We start from the raw sequence: 20,855 nt of genomic DNA, 5'->3' as shown, positions 1-20,855 counted from the left end.
GGTCAGGCCGGAGCGGCTTCCGCCGCCCCGGCCTGACCCGCCTCGACTCGATTGCGCCCCAGCGCCTTGGCCTGGTAGAGACCCAGGTCGGCGCGGCGCAGCAGCGTGTCGGCCGTGTCGCCCGGCTGCCAGGCGGCGACGCCGATGCTGGCGGTGACCGGGTGCAGGCCATCACCCGATGCCGGGCGGGCGAGCTGCTGCCGAAGGTGCTCGGCCACCACCAGCGCGCCCGTCAGGTCGACGCCGGGCAGCAGCACGCTGAACTCCTCGCCGCCGTAGCGGAAGCTCAGGTCCTCGGGCCCGACGCCGGCGCGCAGCCGCTGCGCGAACGCGGTCAGGACAGCGTCGCCGGCGGAGTGGCCGAAGTCGTCGTTGATGCGCTTGAAATGGTCCACGTCGACCATCGCCACCGCGAACGAAGGCCGGCCGGGGCCGGCCTGGGCCAGCGCCTGCGCGATCGCCTGATCCAGCGCGCGGCGGTTGGCCAGGCCGGTCAGTTCATCGGTCATGGCCTGCTGTCGCACCTCGGCTTCCGCTCGCATCTTGCACATCAGCAGGAAGCCCAGGTTGGTGACGATGACGAACAGGAAGCCGAAGGCGTAGATCGGCTCCTGCCAGGCCAGCGGATGGTCGAGGTAGTCCACGCCGGAGCCCTGCAGCAGCAGCGCGGTGGCGCGCAGGGGCAGGATCACGCCCATCGCCAGGTAGAAGACGGCGACTAGCCGCTGCACGCGGCGCGACAGGCCTTGCCGCGAGCTCAGCAGGGCCCAGCCGTTGAGCAACTGCACGAGGCCGTAGACATAGCCGTTGAAGATGGTGGCGATCTCGTACTTTCCGCCGGCCAGGCCGCCCGTCACGGCGACCGCTGCCACGATCACGGCCAGCGGCCAGCGCGGATGAGGCCGTTGCAGCAGGCGCCGGATGGCCGCGAAGAACAGCACCACGCTGGTCGCGCCCAGTGCGTTGCCGCCGAAGGCCGTCAGCCACGCCGGCAGGCGCCCGGCGTTTGCCAGCAGCAGGTAGGCCACGGCCTGGATCGTCACGGCCCAGGTCCAGATCCGCAGGCCGGAGCGCTCGTCTGCCTCGCTTCGCGCCAGCCATAGCATGGCCGCGGTCGCCCCGAGCGCACCCGTCTGGGCGAGAAAGAGGGTGCGGACATCCATGGTTACGACGATGCGGCGGTGGGGGCGCGGCATCCTAGCCGGGGGAGGTCACAATCCGCGCGACCGGCACGCCAGCTGCCCCACCTGCCCGAGGAACAACGCACATGCGAAGCCATCACCGGACCGTTTTCCTGCTGGCCGCCTCCCTCCTGGCCGCCTGCGCGCCCATGCAGCCGCCCGGCCCGGCGGGTGGCCTCGACCGCCTGGAGCACATCGTCGTCATCTACGCAGAGAACCGCAGCTTCGACCATCTCTACGGCCTGTTCCCGGGCGCCGAGGGCATCGCCCAGGCGACGGCGCAGCAGAAGACGCAGCTCAACCACGACGGCACGCCGCTGGCGACACTGCCGCCGGTCTACGAAGGCGGCAAGCCCAGCACGCGCTTTCCCAGCGAGCTGCCCAATGGCCCGTTCCGCATCGACCAGGCGCCAGTCAACCGGCGTCTCGACGAGGTCCTGCCCAGCCCCATCCACAACTTCTGGCAGAACCAGGAGCAGATCAACGGCGGAGCCAACAACAAGTTCGTCGCCATGACGACCGTGGGCGCCTGGACCATGGGCTACTGGGACGGCTCGCAGATGAAGCTGTGGAAGTGGGCGCAGCAGTACACCCTGGCCGATCACTTCTTCATGGGCGCCTTCGGCGGCTCGTTCCTCAACCACCAGTGGCTCGTCTGCGCCTGCACGCCGAGCTTCCCGAATGCGCCGGAATCGATGCGCCCCCAGCTCGACGAGGACGGCCGCCTGATGAAGAAGCCCAACTCGCCCCCCAGCGTGTTGAACGGGCCGGTGCAGGTCTTCGACGGCTCGGTCACGCCCGACGGCTATGCGGTGAACACCAGCCAGCCGGCCTACCAGCCCAGCGGGGCGCCGCCGGCGGTGGGCGGCAACCTCGACTTCGCCGACCTGGCCAAGAACCCGGTGCCCCCGCAGACCGCCAAGACCATAGGCGACACGCTGTCCGCCAAGGGCATCTCCTGGGCCTGGTACGCCGGCGGCTGGAACGCCGCGCTGGCCGATGGCCGCCAGGCGCCCGGCGAGCGCCGCGGCGTGATCTACAACGGCTCGACGCCCGAGGCGCTGGCCTTCCAGCCGCACCACCAGCCCTTCAACTACTTCGCCCGCTTCGCTCCGGGCACCGCCGACCGCGCCGAGCATCTGAAGGACTACGACGACTTCGCCGCCGCCATCGATGCCGGCAAGCTGCCCGCCGTGAGCTTCTACAAGCCCGTGGGCCGGCTCACCCAGCACCCCAGCTACACCGACCTCGCCCAGGGCGACGAGCACATCGACGCGCTGCTGCAAAGGCTCGTCAAGAGCCCGCAGTGGCCGAAGATGGCCATCATCGTCACCTACGACGAGAACGGAGGCTACTGGGACCACGTGCCGCCGCCCAAGGGCGACCGCTGGGGTCCGGGCACGCGCATCCCGGCGATCGTCATCTCGCCGTTCGCGAAGAAGGGCTTCGTCGACAAGACGAGCTACGACACCACCTCGATCATCAAGCTCATCACCAGGCGCTTCGCGCTGGAGCCGCTGCCCGGCGCCCGCGCTGGGGCGGGGGACCTGAGCAACGCCTTCGCCTTCTGACGCCGCGGCCGCCGCAGGGCCCATGAGCCGCGCACCGCGCCGGGTCCTGCCCGTCATCGTCGTCTCGCAGTTCTGCGGCACCTCGCTGTGGTTCGCGGCCAATGCGGTGATGCCCGACCTGCAACGCGACTGGGGGCTGCCGGCATCGGCCGCCGGCACGCTGACCTCGGCCGTGCAGGTCGGCTTCGTGTGCGGGACGCTGACCTTTGCGCTGCTCATGGTGGCGGATCGCCACCGGCCCACGCGCGTCTTCCTCGCCTGCGCCCTGGCGGGTGCCGCCGCGAACGCGTCGACCGTGTTGCTGCAGGGTCAGTGGGCCGCACTGCTGGCGTTGCGCTTCGCCGTCGGCTTTCTCCTGGCAGGCATCTACCCGGTGGGCATGCGCATCGCGGCGGCCTGGTATCGCGAGGGCCTGGGGGCCGCGATGGGTGTGTTGATCGGCGCACTGGTGCTGGGCACGGCACTGCCGCACGGCCTGCGTGCCCTTGGCGCCTCGCTGCCGTGGCAAGGCGTGCTGATGGCTGTTTCGGCCTTGGCAGCGCTGGGCGGGTTGGCCACCGCCTTGCTTCTGCCCGACACGCCGCAGGCCACCCGCGGCGCGCCCATCACGCCCAAGGCCCTGGCGGTGATCTGGACGGACGCCAGCGTGCGGGCCTCGGTCTTCGGCTACTTCGGCCACATGTGGGAGCTCTACACCTTCTACGTGCTGCTGCCGCTGATCCTGGCCACGCGGATGGCGGGCGCGGCGATCAGCGCAGCGTCCTTCGGCATCATCGCAGGGGGCTTCGCCGGCTGCGTCGTCGGCGGCCTGATGGCGCGCCGGCACGGGCCGGCACGGGTGGCGGCGGCGCAACTGGCCACCAGCGGAGCGTGTGCCGTGGCCAGCCCGCTGATGCTGCAGGCGCCGACGCCGCTGTTCATCGCCTGGCTGGCCCTGTGGGGGATCACCATCGTCGGCGATTCGCCCCAGCTGTCCACGCTCACCGCGCAGAACGCGCCGCCGAGCCTGGTGGGCAGCGTGCTGACCTTTGCCAATTGCATCGGGTTTGCGATCACCGTCTTCAGCATCGAGCTGTTCTCGCGAACGGCGCCGGCCGTGTCCCTGGAAGGGCTGCTGCCCTGGCTGGCGGTCGGCCCGGCCTTCGGCCTTTACATGCTGAAGCCGTTGTGGCGCCCCGCGCCCGGCCGCACGTGAGCATCGGCCTACAAGCGCATGCGGCCTGTGCCGGCAGATGCGGGCGACGATTGCGTCAGAGTGAGGAATGACTGATTTCTGGAGCGCGCCATGATCCGCAAGCTGGCTTCCGGTGAATACCGGCTCTATTCCCGCAAGACCGATCCGAAGACCGGCAAGAGACGCAACCTCGGCACCTTCGAGACCCGTGAGGCCGCCGAGCAGCACGAGCGCGAGGTGCAGTACTTCAAGCGTCGCGGCTGAACCTGGGGGACCACCATGCCCACCCGCCGAAGCGCCCTGAAGCTGCCCCTGCTGGGACTGCCCATGACCCTCGCCGCCCCCTGGCCCTCCTGGGCCGCGCCGCCCCGACTGGCCGTCCGCGGCCAGGACATCGTCGGCCCCGACGGCCAGCCCATCCTCCTGCGCGGCTGGAACTGGGGTCACTGGGCGCAGATCGAGCTGCAGGACGCGGCTGAGAACGCCGCGCAAGGGGCCAACGCCGTTCGCATCCCGCTGCGTTACTGGGGCAACTACCCCGGCAAGGGCGTGGAGAGCCGAGATGACAACGCCACCGCCACCGCCGGCCTCGCGCCGGCCAACATCGCCAAGCTGGACCAGATCGTCCGCGCGGCCTCGGCGGCGAAGCTGTGGATCGTGCTGTTCCTGGATTCCGACTGCGGCCAGAACGGCGTGATGCAGCCGGAGCAGCAGCGCTTTTGCGACCCCGGCGGCCAGTACGGGGCCAACGGCCACAACTTCTGGACCGACGCCGCGATGCGGCAGAAGTTCATCGCCGCCTGGCGCTTCGTCGCCAGCCGCTACAAGGACACGCCCTACCTCGGCCTGTTCGAGCCCCTGCCCGAGCCCAACCCGCACGGCACCCCCGGCGGCCAGATCAAGGCCTTCTACGCCGAGGTGATGGCGGCCATCCGCGAGGCGGCACCGGGCGTGCCGCTGCTCATCGGCGGTCGCAGCTACCACGCGCAGGCGATCGACGATGTGTTCGATCCCGCCTGGAAGGACGTGGTCTACACCGGCAACCTGTTCCTGCACGCCAAGGCGCGCGGTGCCGACGATGCGGCCCTGGCCGAATTCCGCGATCGCCTGAAGCGGCTGGCGGACTTCCGTGCCCAGCACAACGTGCCGGTGTTCGTGCAGCAGGTGGGTGTGCGCTCGAAGGAGGATCCGGACCGCCGCGCCCTGCGCGAAATGATGCAGGCGCTGGTCAGCAGCCGCGTCGGGTTCACCTACTGGGATTACCGCGGCGCGGGCAACCCCGACGAGTACTCGGTGCTCTTCGAGCGAGGCCGCGACTGGGTCACCAAGCGCGAGTGGATAGACACCATCTCGGCGGCCTTCAAGCAGCGCTGAAGAACGCTCCTCGAGAACGTGCATTCGCCGCGGGCGACGGCCCGCCTGGCCCTCAAGAACTTCGCTGGCAGGCCGACACGGCAGGGGTGGTCTCGCGGCATTGCGCGTGAAGATTGGCACTCGTCTGCATCAAGCGCCCCTGTTCGGTGCCGATGAAGGAATGCGGGCGGGCCGGATGTTTCGGCCCCAGCTTGATCGAGGACGAGACGCGAGATGCACGACCGCCGAAAGGTGCGGCGCAGGGCTGTTGGCGTGGCATGCCAGTTCGCGGTGTGGGTGACGCTCGCCGCCCCGCGCCTTGCATGGGCCGAGGGCCCCCAGCCCCACGACGATGCCGACCTGGCGCGCCTGCTCGATGTGGAAGTGGAAGGCGCGTCGCGGTATGCCCAGAGCACGCTGGATGCCCCCGCCGTGGTGCGCGTGTTCCAGCACGCCGACGCCTCGCTCCTCGGCCACGAGACGGTGGGCGACCTGTTGCAGCGGCTGCCCGGTGTCTACCTCAGCACCAATCGCAGCTACACCTCCTTCGGGCTGCGCGGCTTCAACCGTGCGGGCGACTACAACTCCCGCACGCTGATGACCATCGACGGCCTGCGGGTCAACGATGCGGTCTTCGACCAGGCGCTGCCCGGCTACGAATTCCCCATTCCGGCCGACTGGGTGAAGCGCACCGAGCTCATCTACGGCCCGGCGGCCTCGGTCTATGGCAGCAATGCCCTGCTGGGGGTGGCCAATTTCGCGATGCTCGACGGCGCCGACGCGCCGGGCGCCACGGTGCGGGCCGGCGCCGGCAGCTTCGGCCGGGTGCGGGCCGCGGCCAGCTACGGCCTGGCGGACCCGTCCGGCCTCGATCTCTTCGTGGGCGTCGTGGGCTACCGCGACCGCGGCGAAGAGCTCAGCTTTCCCGAGCTCGCCTCGGCCCAGGCGCCCGACGGCGTGGCGCGCGGCCTGGACGGCACGCGCTACCAGTCCCTTTTCGCCAAGCTGCGCGCCGGCCCGTGGCGGGCCAGCTTCATCTCGCACGAGCGCGACAAGGACATCGCCACCGGCGAGTTCGACACCAGCTTCGGCGCGCCGGGCACTCACTACGTCGATGCCTACCGCTTCAGCGAGTTCGGGTGGGACGGCGGCTGGACCGGGTCGCTTCGGCCCAGCGCGCGTGTGGCCCTGGGCAGCTACCGCTACCTCGGCCACTACCGCTACGACGCGGGCACGCCCGACGACCTGACCAACATCGACGACCTGAGCGGCCGCTGGCTGGACGGCGAGGCCAAGCTGCAATGGCATGGCCGCACCAACCACGTCGTCGTCGCCGGCCTCGACTGGCGGCGCGTCTACAGCGCCCGGCTGCTCAACCGGGACCTCGAGCCCGCCACCACCTACCTCGACCGGCGCGTCGACAACTGGCGCGCCGGCCTGTACCTGCAGGACCAGTGGCGCGCGGCCGAGCGCTGGTCGGTCACGACCGGGCTTCGCCTGGACCACCTCGGCGACGGCGCGGCCGAGTTCTCTCCGCGCCTGGCCATCAACTACCGGCCCGACGTCAACGACGCGTGGAAGTTCAGCCTCGGCCGGGCGTTCCGGGCGCCGAACATCGCGGAGCTGTACTACGACGACGGGTCTTCGCAGGCGGCCAACCCGTCGCTCGGCCTGGAGCACATCGCCACGGCCGAACTCGGCTGGGAGCACGCCTTGCCATCCGGCGTGCGGGTCTCGGCCAGCGTCTACCGCTACCAGCTGGGACGCATGATCGATTTCGTCGTCCCGGTCGATGAAGACATCGGGCAGTACCGCAACGTCGGCCGCGCGAGCACCGATGGCCTGGACCTGGACATCGAGCAGGCCGGTGGTGCGTGGCGCTGGCGGGCCAGCATGACGCTGACCCGGTCCATCGTGAACGGCGAAGCGGCTTCCAACTCGCCGCGCTGGCTGCTCAAGGGGCACCTGCTGGCCCCGCTCGCCCCGTCCTGGTGGCTGGGGCTGGAGGCGAATGCGGTGGGACGCAGGACGGCGCAAGTCGACGCAGCGGCCTATGCGCTGCTCAACACCGTCCTGCGCTACCAGCCGCGCCCCGGGGACAGCGTGGCGTTGCGCGTGACCAACCTCGGCGATGCCAGGGCCTTCGACGTCGCGACGCCAGGCCTGCCGGTGGACCGCGTCCCGCAGCCGCGTCGTGCCCTGACGCTGGACTGCTCCGTCGCCTTCTGAGCCGCCCGCCGCCCCCATGCGCCGACTCCTTCCCACCCGACCGCGCGCCGCCGGGCCCAAGCCCGCGCACACCGCGTGCGGGTGGCTGCTGGCGCTGATCCTGGCGTGGGCCGCGATGCCCGCGCAGGCCCAGCGCGAGGAGCCGGAGCTCAAGGCGCGGGTGCTGTTCCAGGTCATGCTGTTCGTGCAATGGCCCGGGCGCACGGGCGAGACCTCGTTCCAGTTCTGCACCCTCGACGACACACCGCTCGCCGAGGCGATGCGCAGTTTCGAAGGGCGTCGCATCAACGACCGGGTGTTCAGCTGGCGACGGGTGTCCGTGGAGCAGCTGGGCGCCTGCCATGTCGCCTATGTCGGCCACGCGGGCCAGCCGGCGCTGCAGCAGCAGGCCGCATCGCATGGCGTCCTGTGGGTGGGCGACGAGCTGGGCCTGCTCGACCGCGGAGCCATGCTGAACCTGCAGGTGGAGTCCGGCAAGGTCGTGTTCGACATCGGCCTGGAGACGCTGCGGCGCAGCGGGCTCGACATCAGCGCCAAGGTCCTGCGCCTGGCCCGCTACGTGAAGGAATCCTAGGATGTCCCCCGCAGACGATGGTGGCGGATCGCCCGCGCCCTGGCACCAGGCCCTGGATGAAGGGCTGGTGGCGGCGATGGCCGCCGCGGTGCTCGTTCTGCTGTTGTCGGTGCTGCAGTACGTCGCCCTGCGGGACCGGCTGGTCGAGGAGCTGCAGACGCAGGCCGAGATCGTCGGGCGCACGGCCAATGCCGCGGTGCTGTTCGACAGCGCCTCGGACGCGCAGGAGATCCTCGAATCGCTGGCCGGCTCGCCGATGGTGCTGCAGGGCCGGCTGCTGCGCGCGGACGGCCGGCCGTTGGCCGAGTTCAATCGCGGGCGGGGGACGCCCGATGGGTGGAGCCGCCGGGTCGGTGAGGTGCAGGTGCGCCACGCCATCGTGGCCAACGGCAAGGAGGTGGGCCGGCTCGAGGTGCGCGCCGGACTGGGCAGCGTGTGGGTCGGCCTGGCGAAGTTCGTCGCCAGCGCGCTCACGGTGATGCTGATGTCGCTCGCGCTGACATTGGTTGCCTCCCGGCGAATGCGGGCGCGGGTGCGCGAGGTGGAGGCCCGCACGCGCTTCCTCGCAGCCCATGATGCGCTGACGGGCCTGCCGAACCGCACGTCGTTCCACATGTTGCTGGCGCATGCGCAGGGTCACTGGGAGCGGCGCTCGCGCCAGGACGCACTGCTGTTCGTCGACATCGACAACTTCAAGCAGATCAACGACCGCCTCGGGCATGCCGCCGGCGACGCGGTGCTGCAGACGGTGGCGCAGCGGCTGCGCGATGCCGTCCGGCAGGGCGACGTGGTGGCGCGTTTGTCGGGCGACGAGTTCGCGGTCCTGCTCGATGCCGCCGACGCGGCGGCTGCCACGCGCGTGGCGACCGAGGTGGTGCGGCGCCTGCCTGAGCCGATCGCCTTCGAGGGCACCGAGCTGCGGGTCAGCGCCTCGGTCGGCGTGGCGCTGCTGCCGGGCGATGCCAGGACGCCCGAAGATGCCATCCGCTGTGCGGACACGGCCATGTACGAGGCCAAGCGTGCCGGAAAGGACGCCTACCACTTCTATTCGGCGCAGCTGGGCGAGGCGATGAAGGCGCGGCTCACGCTGGAGGCCGACCTGCGCGCCGGCCTGCCGCGCGGCGAGCTGTCCCTGGCCTACCAGCCCATCTTCGATGCCAAGGGGAAGGTGGTCTCGTTCGAGGCGCTTTCGCGATGGCAACACCCGGTCAGGGGCTGGGTGCCGCCGCAGGAGTTCATTGCCGTGGCGGAGCAGTCCGAGCTCATCGCCTCGCTGGGCCTCGGCCTGCTGCGCAGGCTGCGCACGGATCTGGAGCACTGGGGCGAGCAGGGCGTCGCCATGCCCCGCGTGGCCGTGAACCTGTCGGCACGGCAGTTCAAGCGGCAGGGCCAGCGGCAGGTCTACCTGGACCTGCTGCACGAGCTCGGCCTGCAGCCTTCGGTGATCGAGTTCGAGCTCACCGAATCGAATGTGTTCGAGGACATCGACTCGCCCGATTCCATCCTCGTCGCCCTGCAGGGCATGGGCTACGCGCTGTCGATCGACGACTTCGGAACCGGCTACAGCTCGCTGGGCTACCTGCGCCGGATGCGCTGCAGCAAGCTCAAGATCGACCGCAGCTTCGTCAAGGGCGTCGGCGTCTCGGAAGACGCCTCGACCCTGGTGCAATCGATCATCGACGTCGCGCATTCCCTGCGCATGCAGGTGGTGGCCGAAGGCGTGGAGACCGGCGGGGACCTGGCCCACCTGCAAACGCTGCGCTGCGACTTCTACCAGGGCTTCGGGCTGGGCCGGCCCATGTCCTTCGATCAGGTGGTGCAGCTGATGCGACGCCAGGCCGCCGGCGAACGCGTGGCTGTCGGAGCCTAGGGCCGTGGCGCCGGCCGCCAGTTGCTTCAGGCCGATCTGGACGACTGGTTCAACTCCACCGCGGCCCGGATGAGCGCCTTGAGCGCCTTCTCGTCCAGCTTGTCGCCCTGGTGGAAGTCGATGGCACGGCGCACGTTGCCGTCGAGGCTGGAGTTGAACAGCTGGTGCGGATCGGGCAGGGATGCGCCCTTGGGGAAGGTCATCTTCACGACCTTCTTGTAGCTCTCGCCCGTGCACAGCAGCCCATCGTGCGACCAGACAGGATTGTTCCACTTCCACTCTTCGGTGACGCCTGGATCCGCCTCGTGGATGAGGGCGCGCAGGCGGGCGAGCGTCTCTGCGCGCCAGTCGCCCAGTTCGGCGATCCGCGCGTCGATCAGGGCCGAGGGCGATTCGGCGGCAGGCTTGGGTGTTGGCATCGAGACTCCAGCAATGTGACGGCGGCTCAGGCTGCCAGGTTGCGCTTGAAGAAGGCGACGGTCCGCTCCCATGCGAGCTTGGCGGCGGCGGCGTCGTAGCGCGGCGTCGTGTCGTTGTTGAAGCCGTGCTGGGTGCCCGGGTACTGGTGGACCTCGAACTTCGCGTTGGCGGCCTTCAGTGCCGCCTCGTAGGCGGGCCAGGCGGCGTTGATTCGTTCGTCCACCCCGGCCAGTTGCACCAGCAGCGGCGCCTTCACGCGGGCTGCGTCTTCCGGGGCGGGCACGTTGCCGTAGAAGGGCACGCCGGCATTCAGGTCGGGCAGCCTGGTGGCCAGCCAGTGCACGATGCCGCCGCCGTAGCAGAAGCCGACCGCGCCCCACTTGCCGTTGCCGTCGGGCCGCGCACGCAGCCAGGCCACCGCGGCGAGGAAGTCCTCTCGAGTCTTGTTCTGGTCCAGTGTCGCGAAGGCCGCGCGCGCCTTGTCCTCGTCGCCGGGGTAGCCGCCCAGTGGCGTCAGGGCATCCGGCGCGAAAGCCATGAGGCCGTCCAGGGCCAGGCGCCTCGTAATGTCCTCGATGTGCGGGTTCAGCCCGCGGTTCTCATGAATGACGAGGACAGCCGGAAGCCGGCCCGATCCGGCCGAGGCGGGCCGCGCGAGGTAGCCGCGCACCTTGCCCGACCCGGTTGGCGACTCGATGGTGATCCACTCGGTCTTCAGCCGTGCGTCCTCCGGCTTGACCTGTTGCCCGGCCGCGAAATCCGGGCTCAAGGCGGCGAGCAGGCCGGCTGCCGTGACCCCCGCCTTGGCGAAGCGCTGCGCCTTCTGCAGGAAGCCGCGCCGGTCGAGCTGGCCGTGCACGTAGGCGTCGAAGAGGATGAGCAGGTCCTGGTCGAAATCCTGGGCCGTCAGGCGTGGTGGCATGGGGCGCTCCGCGTGAAACGAGGAGCGAAGGCTACTGCGAAGTGCGTGCCGTTCGCCAGCACAGGGCCGTTGGCCGTCAGGGTCGCCAGACTTTCGCGGGACGCGCGTTGATGTCGGTGGCGGAGCCGACGGTGGAGCTCGCATCCACGAAGCTGCCGCGATCACCGGCGCCCAGGTTCAGCCCTCAGCCTGGATGACAGCGCCACGCTCAACAGCACCAGCGGCAACCCGATGGCGAAGCTCGTTCTCACGCCCCAGTGCTCGGCGACGAAGCCCAGCAGGGGCGGTGCGAGCAGGAAGCTGACGAAGGAGGTCTGGGCCAGCGCCGCCACGTTGGTGGACGCGGGGCGATCGGCACGCTGCGCCGCCGCCGACATGGCGAGGGGAAACATCACGCTGGTGCCGACGCCGATCAAGGCGAAGCCCAGCAGAGCGAGCGGCGCGGAAGGCGCGATGGTGACCAGCAGCGTGCCCACGCCCAGCACCCCGAGCAGGGTGCGTGCGATGGCCACCGGGCTGTGGCGCTCGACGAAGCGGTCGGCCAGGTAACGCGTGCCGCCCTGCGCGAAGGCGACGCAGGACACGGCCAGTGCGCCGAAGAACGGCGCGGCGTCGAACGCGTCGCGCATGTAGATGGCCGACCAGTCGATGCCCGCGCCTTCGAGCACCAGCCCGCAGAGCGAGAACAGGACCAGCCCCATGATGGCCAGCGACGGCCGCGCAAAGTGATGCGCCGGCTCCTGGCTGCCGCCGCTGCGCTGGGGGGCGTCTTCGAAGCGCCCCAGCATCAGCGGCACCAGCACGGCGGTCAGCGGCACGACGGCCGCCAGCTGCCACTGCGGCGAGATGCCCAGCCTCGCGGCCAGCGCGCCCAGCAGCCCGGCACCGAAGAAGCCGAAGCTCCAGAACGAGTGGGCGCGGTTCATGATGCGACGCCCGCCCTGGTGCTCGACGCGATCGGCCTCCAGGTTCACGACGAGCTCGATGGCGCCTATGCACAGGCCGGCCGGTAGCAGGCACAGGAACAGCGCCAGCGGCCCGCGCGCATGGGCGGCCAGGGCGTAGAACAGCGGCAGCAGCGGCATCAGCACGAGCAGCGTGCGACGGTGCCCTATGCGTTCGACCGGCCGCCCCGCGAAGCTCAGCGAGAAAAGCGTCCCGCAGGCTGCGCCGATCAGGCCGAGACCGAGACCGCCCTCGGTGACGCCCATGCTGCGCTGCAGTTCGGCCAGCCGGGGAAAGAAGCCGCCGAGCGAGAAGGCGTAGAGGAAGAACGCGGCGAACACCTGCCGGTGGGCCGGCAGGGACAGGCCGAAGCGGCGGGGGTGCGGGAACGGCATGGGGCGGCGTGAGGCGAAACGCGCGATCCTGCCACGGGCGGATGGCAGTGATGCGCGGCGGTGCGTCGTCGGCTCAGCGCTTGCGCTGCAGGCTCTGCAGCTCCGCCAGCGTGTTGGCGTTGAAGAAGGCGTCGGCGTCCTCGAACACCACCTCGGCACAGCGGTGTTGCCTGGCCCAGCGGTCGATCTTGCGTTCGCCGATGGTGGTGGCGCGCACCAGGCTTTCCAGCAAGCTGGCGCGCATCAGGCAGAAGACGGGCTGGTACTGCAGGCTGCCATCGGGCTCGCGGGTGGCGGCGATGGCGATGTCGGCCTCCTGCTGGGCGGCCGCAGTGGCGAGCCTGTCGACCAGGTCGGTGGGGAAGTTCGGCGTGTCGCAGGGCACGGTCACCAGCCAGGGCGTATCGCAATGTTCCAGCCCCGCCAGGAACCCGGCGAGCGGGCCCGGGTACTCCGGCAGGGCGTCGGGCCAGACCGGCGAGCCCATCGATTCGTAGGCCCCGAGGTTGCGATTGGCGTTGACCATCGTCGCGCCGACCTGCGGCGCGAGTCTCAGCAGCGCGTGCAGGGCCAGGGGCGTGCCCTGGTGGTTCTGCAGGCCCTTATCGACGCCGCCCATGCGGCTGCCGCGGCCGCCGGCCAGGACCAGGCCGGTGATGTCGTCCTTGTCGATCACGGTGTTCATGGCCTATTCGAGCATGTCGAAGGCCTGGGACTCGACCTGCACGAAGGCTCGCGTGAAGGCCGCCATCTCTCGCCATGTCTGCGCAGCAGGGTGCGCCTGCACGGCGTCGCACAGGCGCTCCACCCACGGCTGCAAGTGGCCACGGAAGAAGCGGCGCTGCTGCTCGAGCGTGCAGACCGCGGCATCGTCGCCGGCGATGAGGTAGCGCATGACTTCGAAGCCGTAGGCGATGTGGTCCTCGGTCTCGCCGCGGCTTTCGTCGCGGGTCAGGCCGAGGGCGCTCAGGTCGCTGCGCAGTGCGGCCAGGGGCTTCTCGTTGAGAAAGCCCGAAAGGTAGTAGGAACCGTAGAGGAAGACCTCGGGCTTGCCGATGCCGCCGAAGAGCGCGTCGTGCTCGGCGGCCGCGGCTTCTGCAGTGGTGCCGCGCAGCGCGGCGACGAGCGATTGCCACGGACCCTCGAGGTGGCCGCCAGGCACCGGGGCCTCGGTGACGGCCACGCGGAACTGCGCCAGCAGCGCCTCGTCCGGCGGCGCCAGCCACAGCCTCGCCAGCAGGCCGTAGAGCTCGGCGCGGGCCAGCTCCTCGCCCTGGTCAGGGCTGGCGAAGTGAAGGGCGTTGTTGTCGGTCATGGTCTGGGCTGGGCGAAGGGGGGGTCGAGGGCGCCGGCAGCGGCCTGTCCCATGGAGGGCGTGAGATAGCTGACGGACATTTTCCCGGTTCGGGCGAGCTCGCGCTGCCCGTCATGGCTTGCTCATTTATCGCCGCGCCCGTATGCCCAGACTGGCGGGGCAGACACGGCTGCACTGATGGCACGACCGCCTCCTGTCCGCCGCCGGCGGCGGGATCAGCGTCCAGCCGCACGCGTGGCCGCCCGAAACCTCCAGCAAAGCACGACCATGAGCAAACACCTTGGCCCCCTCATTCTTGCGGCAGCCCTGGCAGTGGGATGCGTGACCGCGCTTCCCTCGGCGGAAGCGCAGAGCATCGTGGCGCTCAACGGGGTGGCCATGTCTGGCAAACAGCGCATGCTCAGCTTGCGCGCGCTCAAGGCTTATGCGCAGTTGTCGCTGAACGTCATGCCCGAGAAAGCCGCGCCCATTCTCGCGGCTTCGCTGGATGAGCTGAAGAGCAGCAACGCGACGCTGCGCACGCTGGCCAAGGACGCCAATCTGGCCGCCCTGCAATCCCAGGCCACGCTGATCGACAAGCTGGCTGCGGTGACCAGGACGCCGCCCAGCGCAGGCACGGTGCAACAAGCCGCGCAAGTCAGCGAGGAGCTGCTGGCCAACGCCGAAGCAGTGACACAGGGCTTCGTCAAGTCGGGGGCCGAGGCACCGGCGGCGCTGGTCAACCTGGCGGCCAGGCAGCGCATGCTCTCCCAGCGGGCGGCCGGATCCTATTTCGCCTACCAGGCGGCGGCCAAGTCGCCCGAGTTGAAGGCGCGCGCGCTGAAGGCGACGGCCGACTTCAAGGCCGCGATCAGCGCCTTCGACGACGCCAAGGCGGAGTTCCCGCAGATCGCCGACCGGCTCGAGATGGCCCGCATGCAGATGATCTTCTTCGACAACGCACTCGGCAGCATCGACAGCCCGACGAAGGAGCAGTTCGCGACGATCGCCACCACCAGCGAGCGCATCCTGAGCGAGATGGATTCGATGACGTCCGAGATCATCAAGCAACTCGCGGCCCGCAGTGCCGTGGCGCCCATGGTGGTGTCGAAGAAGTAGTTCCGCGCTGGCGCCACGGCGCGGGCCTGGAGCAGGCCGTCCACGAGACGAGCGAGTCATTTTGCGAGGCACCCGGCGTTCGAGGGTCGCCGCTCACAAGTCCGTGATCCGGACTTCCGCCGTGTTCCTGTGGATGTCGATCACGCGGCAATCGCTGCACATCTTGAGCCGCTCTGCCGCGGCCCCCTGGAAGGCCGCGTGGCCGGACAGCTTGCTCAGCATGTTCTCGATCGCGCGCAGCGTACCGAAGGGCTTGCCGCAGCGCACGCAGGCAAAGGGCTGGGCTTCGTTCAGCACGCGCATCTCCTTGCGGGCGCGGCCTTCGTCGGCCAGCAGCAAGCGAGGGACCAGCTGGATGGCGTCCTCGGGGCAGGTGCTGGCGCACAGGCCGCATTGCACGCAGTTCTTCTCGATGAACTTCAGCTGCGGCCGCTCGGGGTTGTCGGCCAGGGCCGCCTCGGGGCAGGCGCCCACGCAGGCCAGGCACAGGGTGCAGCGCTCGGTGTCGACCTGCAGGCTGCCGAAGGGCGCACCGGGGGCGGGCAGGGCGATTTCGTCCGGCACCGGCAACCGCGGGGCGCCCTGGCGGAGGTGGTCGATCGCCAGCTCCAGCGTCGGGCGCTTGTCGGCCTGGGCCGCGAAGCTCGCCGCCTGGGCCACGCCTTGGGCCGGCAGGGCACGCAGTGCGGCATCGAGGGCGGGCAGGTCACGTGCATCGCGGGCCTCGAAGAGGCGGAAGTGCTCGCCCGCATAGCCCAGGCCGGCGAGGACGGACTGCGCGATGGCCATCTGATCGGACAGTGCCTCGCGGTATTCGGGGGCCTCCTCGTCCGTCAGCAGCACCCACACCTGCGACGCGCCTTGGGCGATGGCGGCCAGCCACAGGTCCAGGCCGACGCTGGCGGTGTGCCAGAGCGCCACCGGGATCACTCGGGCCGGCACGCCGTTCATCGACTTGTCCAACCGGGCGGCGCGGCCGAGTTCATGCACCAGTCGCTGGCCGGCGCCTTCGCTGTGCAGCAGCAGGGCGGCGTCCTTCCCACCGGCGCGGGCGTAGGTGGCGAGCAGCGTCTGCAGGCGCTTGCCCTGGTGCGCCGGACCGGGCGCGGCGTAGGTCAGCGCGCCGCTGGGGCAGACGGTGGTGCAGGCGCCGCAGCCCACGCACAGGTGCGGCTCGACGACGATGCCGCCGGCGGGCTGCAGGTCGTTCTTCGAGCGGCCCTTGGCCGAGGCATCGCTGCGGATCGCGCGGGCCGAGCAGACGTCCATGCAGGCGGTGCAGCCGATCTGCTCGTTGCGGCTGTGGGCGCACAGGCGGTGCTGGTAGCGGAAGAAGCGCGGCTTGTCGAACTCGCCGACGAGGTCGCGCAACTGGAGCACCGCCTCCATCAGCTTGCGTTCGTCGCTGCCGGTGTGCAGGTAGCCCTGCGGCGGCTGGTGCATGGTGAAGGCTGGCGCGGGACGCAGGTCGAGCACGAGGTCGAAGCGCTCGCTGTGGCGGACCGGCCCGCGCTCGAAATCGATTGCGCCCGCGGCTTCGCACACCCGCACGCAGGCGCGATGGGCGCGGCAGAGCTCAAGGTCGACCTGGTAGTCCAGCCCGATCGCTCCTTCGGGGCAGGCGGCCACGCAGGCATTGCAGCGGGTGCACAGGTCCGCATCGATGGGGTTGTCGCTTTCCCATTCGGCCTCGAAGGCGCCGAGCCAGCCCGACAGGCGCACGAGCCGGCCAGTGTGGACGGCCTGGTCGCGTGGCTGGGGCAGGGCGCCGCCGGGCCGCTCGACGAGCAGGCTCACCTCGAGCGCATCGCCCAGCAGCGTGGCCGCCCGGCTCGCCGCCTCCGCCGGTCCGACGACCAGCGTGCGGCCGGCCGAGGCATAGCCGACGGTGGGCACGGGCTCGGGCGGTGGCAATTGCGCGGCCGCCAGCAGCGCGGCGATCTTGGGCGTGGCCTGCGCGGCGTCGCGCGCCCAGCCGCCGGTCTCGCGGATGTTGACGAAGCGGATCGGGCGCTCGGCCATGGGCCTGGCACCGGCCGTCTCTTCGTTGAGCGCGGCGAACAGGCGCGCCTCCTGGGTGCAGGCGACGACCAGGGTGCCAGCCTCTTCGAGCGCGGCGCGCTGGAAGGCCGCGGCCTCGCGCCGGCACAGCAGGCTGTGGGTGGTCTGCAGGCCCTCAGGGCTCGCGCCGGGGCTCTTCGCCAGCGCCTGGGCCAGGGCCTTCGCGTCCAGCGGCATCGTGCGGTTGCAGTCGCAGATCAGGGTCTTCATCGGGCAAGGGATCAGTGGCGCTCGCCGTTGGAGCAGGGACCGCGGGGGGAGGTTCGTCAGGGTCTTCGGTGACCAGCCCGAGGAAGCGGGCCTGGGCCATCTTCTTCAGCATGGACGCCGGCAGCGGGCTGGGCACGCTGTAGTCGTCGATGTAGGTGTCCAGGCCGTCCATCACGTTGAAGTGCGGGTCGGCGAAGAGCGTCTTCAGCGCGGCATTCTTGACTTCCGGGTGCACGCCCTCAGCGACGAAGCGGCTGAAGTCCGAGGCGGGGGTGAGCTCGGCGACATCGGCCAGGGTGGGTGGGGCTTCGGCGGGCTCTGGCGCAGGCGCGGCCTGGGGAACGCCGGCCACCGGCTCAGCGGGTGGCTCGGGCATCGTGACGGCGCATTCCGGTTCCGCCGGCAGTGCCGCCTCGCCGACTTGCCGGGCCAGGGCCTTGCGCTGCGACCAGCGGGCCAGGAAGCCCGGGCTTTGCGGAGCACTCATCGCGGGCCTTCCCGGCCGCCGCGTTCTTCGGGCGCACGGAACGATGCCGGGCGCTGGCGCTTGCGCGGCTCGGGCTTGTAGTGCTCGTCGGCATAGGCCTGGAGCAACTCCACCACCGGGGTCGGCAGCGGGCAGTTGTCGACCCGCTCCTGCGCGTCAAGCCAGCGGCCGGCCTCGTGGTAGGACAGCGTGACGATCTCCGGCCAGGCGCGCGAGGGATCTTCGTCATCGACGCGCCACATCACGAACCAGACCGGCTGGCCGCTGGTGAGGTTGAGGTAGTAGCCCTCGGCCTGGTCCGGGTGCAGTTCGACCTTGAAGCCGGGGAAGGCCCACAGCGCGCGGCGGCCGTCGTCGCGCAGCACGCGCGGCTGACGCGAGTCCTCCGTGGGGCTGCCGAGATGCCCGTCGTCCATCTCCACGCCGGCGAGGCGGAAGCGCCAGGCCTCCCACTCGTTCGGTGCCTGCTCGCGTTCGATCAGCACCGCTGCGCGCAGCGTCAATCGGCGCTCGACGGCCGGGGAGTCGAGGGCGTCTTCCATCGCAGGATCCGGGGTCAGGAAGGGGAGGATGAGGCCACCACCCGCATGGCGGCCGGCTCGGGCAGCGGCTCGGAATCGAAGCGCTCGAAGCCGGTGTAGCAGAGGAAGTGCCTGTTGGCGGCGCGGCCGAAAAGCGTCATGCCCAGCCGGGTCGCCAGGTCATGGCCCATCTGCGTGACGCCGTTGCGCGAGACGACGATGGGCACGCCCATGTGCGCGGCCTTCATCACCATCTCGCTGGTGAGCCGGCCGGTGGTGTAGAAGCACTTGTCGCCACCCGTCACGCCGTTCACCCACATCCAGCCGGCGATGGTGTCGATGGCGTTGTGGCGGCCCACGTCCTCCACGAACATCAGCATCTCGCCGCCGCGGAACAGCGCGCAGCCGTGCACCGAGCCGGCCTTGCGGTGGATGCTTTCCTGCTGGCGCATCACCTCGAGCATTGAGGCGAGGGTGGACTGGCGGATGCGCGCCCGCTCGGGCGGCGGCAGCATGAGGCCGGTGACGTCGTGCATCAGCTCGCCGAACACCGTGCCCTGGCCGCAGCCGGTGGTCACGGTGCGGCGCTGCGTGCGCTGCTCGAGGTCCGGCAGGCCGTGGCGTGTGCGGACGGCCGCCGCCCCGACATCCCAATCGACGGTGATGGATTCGACCTCGTCCATCGAGCCCACGAGGCGCTGGTTGCGCAGGTAGCCCAGCACCAGCAGCTCGGGCTCGGCGCCCAGCGTCATCAGGGTGACGAGCTCGCGCTTGTCGACGAAGACCGTCAGTGGCCGCTCGGCCGGGATGTGGATGCGGCGGCGGGCGCCGTACTCGTCGAGGATCTCGATCTCGCGCAGCAGGGGCTGGCGAGCGGCCGTCATCCGGGGCACGCGCTGCGGCGGCGGCGCGGGCGGGGGAGAGGCGGTGCGGGGGAGGGACATCCGTCGAGCTTACTTCTTGGTGCCGCTGGCCGCCGCGGCCGGCTGATTCGTGCTGGGCGGCGAAGTGGCCGTGCCCGGGGGCGAGTGAGCGCCGGACGATTCGAGCGGCTTGTTCTCCGGCGTGGCCGGCGTGTAGGCGAAGGGGCCGGGGTCGCTGCAGGCCGGCGGCGCCGAGGCGGCAGCCGGGGCCGGCATGGGCCCGGAGGCCGGCTTGCCGGCCTTCTTCGCCTCGGCGAAGTAGGCGGCCGCGACCCGGTCCTGTGCCTTGCACAGCTGGTAGGCGGCGACGCTGTCGGTCCACTTCGTCTTGGCCGCGGTTTCGGCGGCCTTGGCCTTGGCTTCGTCGCTGGGCGGCGCCAGCTTGGCCGACGAGGTGGCGGCCAGGCACAGCAGAGCCAGGATCGCGGTGGTCAGGGCAGCAGGCTTCATGGGGCGGCTCCAGGCGGGTTCAGGCGCGTGCGATGGGCGGTGTCGGCGCAACCTCCGGCGGCGAGCGCTGCGCGGGGATCCTGCCGGCGCGGATGTCCTCGTGCCAGAGCTCGTGGTGCTCGTGGGCCCACGCCTCGTTCACATAGCCGTTGCGCATCGCGCTGTAGGCGCCCCGCATGCCTATGGTGCCGATGTAGATATGACCGATGAACAGGGCCATCATCAGCACCGCCGCGGTGTTGTGGATCATGTGGGCGAGCTGCATGTCGCCACGCAGGTAGGGCAGGCCCGGCACCAGCTTGTCCATCACCAGGCCCGAGCCGACGACCGTCAGGCCCAGCACCAGCACGCCGACCCAGAAGATCACTTTCTCGCCGGCGTTGAAGCGGTGGGAGGGGACCTCGTGCTGGCCGAGCATCCCGCCGAAGCGGGCCAGCCAGCGCAGGTCGCCGCTCTGGGGCAGGTTGCTGCGGATGAAGGTCAGGATGACCACCACCAGCGAGACGGCGAACAGCGGGCCCACCAGGTTGTGCGCGGTCTTGAGCAGGTAGGTCAGCCAGCCGAAGAGCGTCGAGCCGATCAGCGGCAGCAGGAAGAACTTGCCGAAGGCCATGACGATGCCGGAGACGGCGAGCACGACGAAGGCGATGGCGTTGGTCCAGTGGGCCGCGCGCTCGAAGGGCGTGAAGCGCTCGATCGGGCCGGAGGTGCCGTCGTTGGGCGTGTGGCCGAGAGGTCCCTTGCGCCAGTAGAAAAGCGCGATCGCCAGCGTGACGATGACCAGCAGCGCGCCGCCATAGGGAATCAGCCAGTGGTTGCGCACCTGGCGCCAGGCTTCGCCCGCATTGGTCCAGCGCGAGCCGGGGTACCGGGTGAAGGGCTGGATCAGCACGCCCTTCTCGGCGCCGGGCAGCGTGCTGGTGCCGCCCTGGTCGCGCACGGCGCGCCACATGGGCGCGTTGTTGCCGGGCTGGCTGCGGGCGCGCTGGGCGTTGGTGTCCGTGGGTTGGGGCTCGGGCGCAGCCGCGGCCGACGAAGCCGTGGCCGGCGGCGCGGCGGTCTGCGCCAGCGCGGCTCCCGCGGCGGCCGCGAGGGCCAGCGCCAAGGCGCCGGCTCGGATCAGGCGATGCATGGTGACGCCTCCTGGCACATGGAC

At 70.5% G+C, this 20,855-nt stretch carries 20 protein-coding genes; 8 read left to right on the top strand and 12 right to left on the bottom strand.

The genetic code is table 11. The annotated features are described in order from the left end of the window. Positions 1-2: 2 nt before the first annotated feature. Positions 3-1,163: a GGDEF domain-containing protein gene (locus ACS5PM_RS21540; protein ID WP_439389739.1), complete on the bottom strand. Its 1,161-nt coding sequence runs from the start codon at positions 1,161-1,163 to the stop codon at positions 3-5. Positions 1,164-1,267: 104 nt separating this feature from the next. Here ACS5PM_RS21540 and acpA point away from each other — a divergent pair, with 104 nt between their 5' ends. The 7 genes from acpA (at position 1,268) to ACS5PM_RS21505 (ending at position 9,952) form a co-directional block, all read left to right on the top strand. Continuing rightward, positions 1,268-2,752 carry an acid phosphatase gene (gene acpA, locus ACS5PM_RS21535; protein ID WP_439389738.1) on the top strand — a complete coding sequence of 495 codons (1,485 nt, stop codon included), beginning with the start codon at positions 1,268-1,270 and terminating at the stop codon, positions 2,750-2,752. A gap of 22 nt (positions 2,753-2,774) precedes the next feature. Beyond that, entirely contained in the window at positions 2,775-3,947 is a 1,173-nt protein-coding gene (locus ACS5PM_RS21530) for an MFS transporter (RefSeq protein ID WP_439389737.1), read from the top strand. Positions 3,948-4,037: 90 nt separating this feature from the next. Then, complete coding sequence (locus ACS5PM_RS21525) at positions 4,038-4,190, top strand: hypothetical protein (RefSeq protein ID WP_439389736.1); 153 nt, start codon at positions 4,038-4,040, stop codon at positions 4,188-4,190. A 15-nt stretch (positions 4,191-4,205) separates the two neighbouring features. Next, positions 4,206-5,300: a glycoside hydrolase family 5 protein gene (locus ACS5PM_RS21520; protein ID WP_439389735.1), complete on the top strand. Its 1,095-nt coding sequence runs from the start codon at positions 4,206-4,208 to the stop codon at positions 5,298-5,300. Positions 5,301-5,513: 213 nt separating this feature from the next. After that, on the top strand, positions 5,514-7,508 hold the full coding sequence (locus ACS5PM_RS21515; RefSeq protein WP_439389734.1) for a TonB-dependent receptor plug domain-containing protein: 1,995 nt from the start codon (positions 5,514-5,516) through the stop codon (positions 7,506-7,508). A 16-nt stretch (positions 7,509-7,524) separates the two neighbouring features. Further along, the gene (locus ACS5PM_RS21510) at positions 7,525-8,082 is read left to right on the top strand and encodes a YfiR family protein (protein ID WP_439389733.1); all 558 of its coding nucleotides are present in this window, start codon (positions 7,525-7,527) and stop codon (positions 8,080-8,082) included. A gap of 1 nt (position 8,083) precedes the next feature. Further along, positions 8,084-9,952, top strand: a complete 1,869-nt coding sequence (locus ACS5PM_RS21505) for a putative bifunctional diguanylate cyclase/phosphodiesterase (RefSeq protein ID WP_439389732.1) — start codon at positions 8,084-8,086, stop codon at positions 9,950-9,952. Positions 9,953-9,978: 26 nt separating this feature from the next. Here the strand turns inward: ACS5PM_RS21505 and ACS5PM_RS21500 are convergent, their stop codons facing one another. From ACS5PM_RS21500 to ACS5PM_RS21480, 5 genes are all read right to left on the bottom strand, one after another. Continuing rightward, complete coding sequence (locus ACS5PM_RS21500; protein WP_439389731.1) at positions 9,979-10,371, bottom strand: DUF1801 domain-containing protein; 393 nt, start codon at positions 10,369-10,371, stop codon at positions 9,979-9,981. Between the two features lie 26 nt (positions 10,372-10,397). Then, positions 10,398-11,294 (bottom strand): dienelactone hydrolase family protein, encoded by an 897-nt coding sequence (locus ACS5PM_RS21495; protein WP_439389730.1) that lies wholly within the window; start codon positions 11,292-11,294, stop codon positions 10,398-10,400. Positions 11,295-11,455: 161 nt separating this feature from the next. Further along, positions 11,456-12,634, bottom strand: a complete 1,179-nt coding sequence (locus tag ACS5PM_RS21490; RefSeq protein WP_439389729.1) for an MFS transporter — start codon at positions 12,632-12,634, stop codon at positions 11,456-11,458. Between the two features lie 73 nt (positions 12,635-12,707). After that, positions 12,708-13,310: a molybdenum cofactor guanylyltransferase MobA gene (gene mobA, locus ACS5PM_RS21485; protein ID WP_439389753.1), complete on the bottom strand. Its 603-nt coding sequence runs from the start codon at positions 13,308-13,310 to the stop codon at positions 12,708-12,710. A gap of 12 nt (positions 13,311-13,322) precedes the next feature. Then, positions 13,323-13,949 (bottom strand): TorD/DmsD family molecular chaperone, encoded by a 627-nt coding sequence (locus ACS5PM_RS21480; protein WP_439389728.1) that lies wholly within the window; start codon positions 13,947-13,949, stop codon positions 13,323-13,325. A gap of 378 nt (positions 13,950-14,327) precedes the next feature. Between ACS5PM_RS21480 and ACS5PM_RS21475 the strand changes: the two genes are divergently transcribed. Then, complete coding sequence (locus ACS5PM_RS21475; RefSeq protein ID WP_439389727.1) at positions 14,328-15,047, top strand: hypothetical protein; 720 nt, start codon at positions 14,328-14,330, stop codon at positions 15,045-15,047. Positions 15,048-15,140: 93 nt separating this feature from the next. Here ACS5PM_RS21475 and ACS5PM_RS21470 read toward each other — a convergent pair whose 3' ends face one another. The 6 genes from ACS5PM_RS21470 to ACS5PM_RS21445 are packed head-to-tail and all read right to left on the bottom strand — an operon-like array spanning position 15,141 to position 20,831. After that, positions 15,141-17,285 carry a 4Fe-4S binding protein gene (locus ACS5PM_RS21470; RefSeq protein ID WP_439389752.1) on the bottom strand — a complete coding sequence of 715 codons (2,145 nt, stop codon included), beginning with the start codon at positions 17,283-17,285 and terminating at the stop codon, positions 15,141-15,143. Next, positions 17,224-17,805 carry a DUF3306 domain-containing protein gene (locus tag ACS5PM_RS21465; protein WP_439389726.1) on the bottom strand — a complete coding sequence of 194 codons (582 nt, stop codon included), beginning with the start codon at positions 17,803-17,805 and terminating at the stop codon, positions 17,224-17,226. Before ACS5PM_RS21465 ends, ACS5PM_RS21470 begins: the two co-directional genes overlap by 62 nt. After that, positions 17,802-18,347, bottom strand: a complete 546-nt coding sequence (locus tag ACS5PM_RS21460) for a DUF3305 domain-containing protein (RefSeq protein ID WP_439389725.1) — start codon at positions 18,345-18,347, stop codon at positions 17,802-17,804. Before ACS5PM_RS21460 ends, ACS5PM_RS21465 begins: the two co-directional genes overlap by 4 nt. A gap of 14 nt (positions 18,348-18,361) precedes the next feature. After that, complete coding sequence (locus ACS5PM_RS21455; protein WP_439389724.1) at positions 18,362-19,270, bottom strand: formate dehydrogenase accessory sulfurtransferase FdhD; 909 nt, start codon at positions 19,268-19,270, stop codon at positions 18,362-18,364. Between the two features lie 9 nt (positions 19,271-19,279). Continuing rightward, positions 19,280-19,699: a hypothetical protein gene (locus tag ACS5PM_RS21450; protein WP_439389723.1), complete on the bottom strand. Its 420-nt coding sequence runs from the start codon at positions 19,697-19,699 to the stop codon at positions 19,280-19,282. Between the two features lie 19 nt (positions 19,700-19,718). Then, positions 19,719-20,831 (bottom strand): formate dehydrogenase subunit gamma, encoded by a 1,113-nt coding sequence (locus ACS5PM_RS21445; RefSeq protein WP_439389722.1) that lies wholly within the window; start codon positions 20,829-20,831, stop codon positions 19,719-19,721. Positions 20,832-20,855: the final 24 nt, after the last annotated feature.

Origin of the sequence: Ideonella flava (genome assembly GCF_051857595.1) — a bacterium.
Lineage (GTDB): Bacteria > Pseudomonadota > Gammaproteobacteria > Burkholderiales > Burkholderiaceae_C > Ideonella.
The sequence above is the reverse complement of the archived record's forward strand: the minus strand, read 5'-3'. Positions and strand labels throughout refer to the sequence as shown.